The following is a 4364-nucleotide window of genomic DNA, read 5'->3' on the forward strand; positions in this document are numbered from 1 at the left end:
GTGACGCCGGTTACGAGGTGGAAGATATGGGTACCCATTCCGCAGAATCCACGGACTACGCAGAATACGCCGTAAAGGTAGGGCGCGCCGTTCAACAAGACCCTAACGCCCGGGGTATCCTTCTTTGCCGCTCAGGGGAGGGAATGGAGATTGCTGCCAATAAGCTAAAGGGGATTAGGGCAGCCCTTGTGTGGCGGCCTGATATTGCCGCAGAGACCCGTCGCGACAATGATTCCAATATCCTCGTGCTTCCGGCGGACTTTGTTGCCGAGCACGATATGCTGGCCATTGCCCGCTCCTTCCTGGATACGGATTTTTCAGGTGAAGAGCGCCATCAGCGTCGGATAGATCAGATCAAGGCACTGGAGACAGAATGAAGGCTGAAATCTGCCCAGGTATCCTTACTCATACGCTTGAAGAATATACCGCACGTATCCAGGGGATAGAGCAGTCTGGCTCCCTCTGGGCGCACCTGGACATTATGGATGGCCAATTTGTGCCAAATATTACGGTCATGCCGTACGAGATTATGGGTATCCCCACGAGTCTTAACCTTGAAGCCCACCTCATGGCCTACCGCCCTGAACGCTACTATTCAGACCTGACCGTGGCACGCATTTCCCGCGTCCTTCTCCACCGTGAGGCATTCGATACCTTTGAAGAAACCGCAACCGCACTTCATCAGGCAAGCGACTATTTTGCGGAAGTAGGGCTGGTCATCAACCCGAATACAGAGATTGAACCTTATAAGGACCTCCCCATCCAGGTAGTCCAAGTAATGGGTGTAACACCGGGCGCGTCTGGGCAGACTATGTTTGATACGACATATGATAGAATTAAGAAGGTCGCTAGCCAGGGCATGCCTATTACCATTGCGGTAGACGGAGGAATCCGGGAAGAGAACATCCGCGAGCTTCAAAAAGCAGGAGCAAACCGGTTTGTTATTACTTCGCAATTAGGCGCCATCTCGGCTATCCAACAAAATTTGAAACACTTTACCCAGCTGCTCTTAAGCGCAGCGTAAGTAGCCCTAAAGGAGGGATATGAAAAAGGTCCGCATAGGTATTAACGGCTTTGGACGCATTGGCCGTAATGCCCTCAAAATTGCAGTTGAACACAAGAATGAATGCGAAGTGGTTGGTATCAACGATCTGACCGATACCAAGACCCTTGCACACCTTCTCAAGCACGACACCACCTACGGTACCTACAAGGGTGAGGTTTCGCATGATGACCAGCATATTATTGTTGATGGCAACAAGATCCGCGTCTTTGCCGAAAAGGACCCTGCCATGCTTGGTTGGGGTGACTTGGACGTAGATGTGGTGATCGAGTCTACCGGCCGTTTCCTGGACAAGGTTACTGCAGGTGCTCACATTAAAGCCGGTGCCAAGCGCGTCGTTATCTCCGCACCTTCCAAGGGCGAGGAGCCTGCCCCTACCCACGTCATGGGTGTAAACCCTGCCGATGGCTCTGAGGAGATCATCAACAACGCTTCTTGTACAACCAACAACATTGCCCCGGTAATGATGGTGCTGGAAGAGGTGTTTGGCATTGAGAAGGCGCTCATGTCTACTATCCACTCGTATACTGCGAGCCAGGTAATCCAAGACGCCCCTTCCAAAGACTTGCGTGAGGCACGCGCCGCTGCCCAGAACATTGTCCCAACTTCTACGGGGGCAGCTATTGCAGCTGCGCAGTCACTCCCTTCCTTGAAGGGTAAGTTTGACGGCCTCTCCTTCCGTGTTCCTACTATTGTTGTTTCCTGCTCAGACATTACGGCCGTATTGAAGAAAGATGTAACTGTAGAGGATATCAATAAGGCTTTGGAAGACGCTGCAAAGCGTCCATCCCTTAAGGGAATCCTTACGGTGACTCACGAAGAACTGGTCTCTTCCGATTTCAAAGGTGACAGTCACTCCGCGGTGGTAGACCTTTCACTTACACGAGTAGTAGGCGGCAACTTGGTCAAAGTAGTCGTTTGGTACGACAACGAGTGGGGATACAGCAACCGCTTGGTAGAGCAGGTGATCCACGTTGGAAAGCAACTCTAGGAATGCACACAGGGGCACACAGCATTCAAGCATTAGAGCTACGGGCTCTCGCTATCCGCGAGAATATTATTACCATGCTCGAAGAAGCAGGGTCCGGCCATTCGGCGGGCCCGCTTGGCATGGCCGATGTGTACTCTGCGCTCTACTTCAATGTTCTTAATCATAATCCTGCTAAACCAGAGTGGCCTGAGCGTGACCGGTTGATCCTTTCCTGTGGACACACCGTACCTGTCCGCTATGCCGCCATGGCAGAGGCTGGGTATTTCCCGCGCAAAGAGCTCCTTACCCTCCGGAAGCTAGGCACGCGCCTGCATGGGCATCCTCACAACTTGGCATTGCCAGGAGTTGAGACTTCATCCGGCCCTCTAGGCCAGGGTCTTTCCCAGGCCATCGGCATTGCCCTTGCGGCAACCATGAATGGTGAGAAGTACCGGACGTACTGTATTACCTCTGATGGCGAGCATGAAGAAGGTCAGATTTGGGAGGCCGTTATGTTTGCGGGAAGCAAAAAAGTTGCCAACCTCACCAATATTGTCGACCGTAACTTCATTCAAATTGATGGTCCTACAGAGCTCATCATGCCGCTTGAGCCTTTTGCCGACAAGTACCGTGCCTTTGGCTGGCATGTGATTGAAGTGGATGGCCACAACATTGAGCAGATCATTGATGCGTGTAACGAGGCTAAAGCCGTGATGGACCGCCCAACGGTCATCGTTGCCTTTACCATTCCCGGCAAAGGAGTTGGCTTCATGGAGGGAGACTTCCACTGGCATGGCAAACCGCCAACTCATGAAGAGGCATCCATTGCATTGAAGGAGCTACGCACACTCAAAGGAAAAATTCGGAGTGAACATGAGTAATCAAACAGAAACAAACGTGGTGCCAATTATTGCTGACCTTAGCAAGGCAGAAATGGTCCCTACCCGTAACGGGTTTGGTGAAGGTTTGCTAGAAGAGGGTGGTAAAAACAAGGACGTTGTAGCCTTGTGCGCGGACCTCACCGAATCTATCCGCATGGAGGCATTTTCCAAGGCGTACCCTGCCCAGTTTGTAGAGGTGGGTGTGGCTGAACAGAATATGATGGGAATTGCCGCAGGTTTGGCTCTCTCTGGGAAGATCCCGTTTGTTGCTAGTTACGCTGTGTTTAACCCTGGGCGGAACTGGGATCAGTTGCGGGTCTCCGTGGCCTACTCCCAAGCCAATGTGAAGGTGGTGGGCGCACATGCCGGTATCTCCGTAGGTCCTGATGGCGCAACTCACCAAGCCCTTGAAGACGTGGCTATTACCCGTGTTTTGCCAGACCTGACCGTAGTTGTCCCAACAGATGCAGTAGAGGCTAAAAAGGCCGTTGCTGCCATTGTGGCGCACAAAGGCCCTGTCTATATCCGCTTTGGCCGGGATAAGGTTCCAACAGTTACACTGCCTGAGACACCATTTGTCCTTGGTAAGGCCAATGTGGTGCGTGAGGGGACCGATGTTACTATTTGTGCAAATGGCCCACTGGTATACGAGGCGCTTGTTGCCGCTGAGGAATTGGCCAAGTCCAAGATCCAAGCGGAAGTCATTGTTGTTCATACGGTAAAGCCATTAGACGGCAAGACAATTGTTGCCTCGCTAGAAAAGACGGGCGCTGTAGTTACCGCAGAAGAGGCTCAGATTACTGGTGGACTTGGTGGAGCGATTGCGGAGTTGGCAGGTGAGAAGTGCCCAGTGCCTCTTCGGCGTATTGGAGTGGAGGACCGCTTTGGTGAATCGGGGAGCCCAACAGAGCTTATGGACAAGTATGGCCTTAGGGCTGCCAATATTGTTGATGCAGTGAAGGCTGTCATTAAGATGAAGAAGTAGATGCTTGCCCTTCCTTCGTTAGAACTTGCACGTGCGCAGCGGCACAAAAAACCGCTGCTTTCGTGTCGTACTAACAGCCTGCAAATTGCCGCTGCAGCCCTTCAGGCTGCCACAGTAGAGCGCGCGCCTATCCTTATTACGCTCGATGCTACCCTTCCTACCACCCTTCCTCACATCGCGCTTTTGTCGGGTATTTTGGAACTGGGACGCGATGCCAAGGTTCAGGTTGCTGTGGAAGTAGTAGTTCCTACTAGCCGGGAGGCAGCTTCTTGGTGGATTGACCACGGAGTCCTGGCGGTGACCCTCCATGGGACCGCCGACGCCATTAAGCGCACCCTTAAGCATGTCCAGCTTGAGGCATTGGCGCACGGGGCAGAAGTGGGTATCGAGCCTACAGATATCACAACCCTGCGGGCCATGGAGGCCTTGGCGGGTAAACATGACGCACACTATATCCGGCTGGCC

Annotated in this window: 6 protein-coding genes; all 6 read left to right on the forward strand. The window is 52.7% G+C overall.

From position 1 onward, the window contains the following. A partial coding sequence (locus VLA04_02145; GenBank protein HSI20490.1) for an RpiB/LacA/LacB family sugar-phosphate isomerase occupies positions 1-377 on the forward strand: 377 nt, incomplete at its 5' end. Continuing rightward, on the forward strand, positions 374-1024 hold the full coding sequence (locus VLA04_02150) for a hypothetical protein (protein HSI20491.1): 651 nt from the start codon (positions 374-376) through the stop codon (positions 1022-1024). The genes VLA04_02145 and VLA04_02150, both read left to right, overlap by 4 nt. A gap of 19 nt (positions 1025-1043) precedes the next feature. Continuing rightward, positions 1044-2054, forward strand: coding sequence for a type I glyceraldehyde-3-phosphate dehydrogenase (gap, locus tag VLA04_02155; protein HSI20492.1), 1011 nt, complete (start codon positions 1044-1046; stop codon positions 2052-2054). Positions 2055-2056: 2 nt separating this feature from the next. Beyond that, complete coding sequence (locus VLA04_02160) at positions 2057-2914, forward strand: transketolase (protein ID HSI20493.1); 858 nt, start codon at positions 2057-2059, stop codon at positions 2912-2914. Beyond that, positions 2907-3899: a transketolase C-terminal domain-containing protein gene (locus tag VLA04_02165; protein ID HSI20494.1), complete on the forward strand. Its 993-nt coding sequence runs from the start codon at positions 2907-2909 to the stop codon at positions 3897-3899. The genes VLA04_02160 and VLA04_02165 overlap by 8 nt, the downstream gene beginning before the upstream one ends. Continuing rightward, positions 3900-4364: hypothetical protein (locus VLA04_02170; protein HSI20495.1), on the forward strand; the 465-nt coding region annotated here is incomplete at its 3' end. It abuts the gene before it with no gap.

It is taken from the genome of Verrucomicrobiia bacterium (genome assembly GCA_035460805.1).
Lineage (GTDB): Bacteria > Patescibacteriota > UBA1384 > CAILIB01 > CAILIB01 > DATHWI01.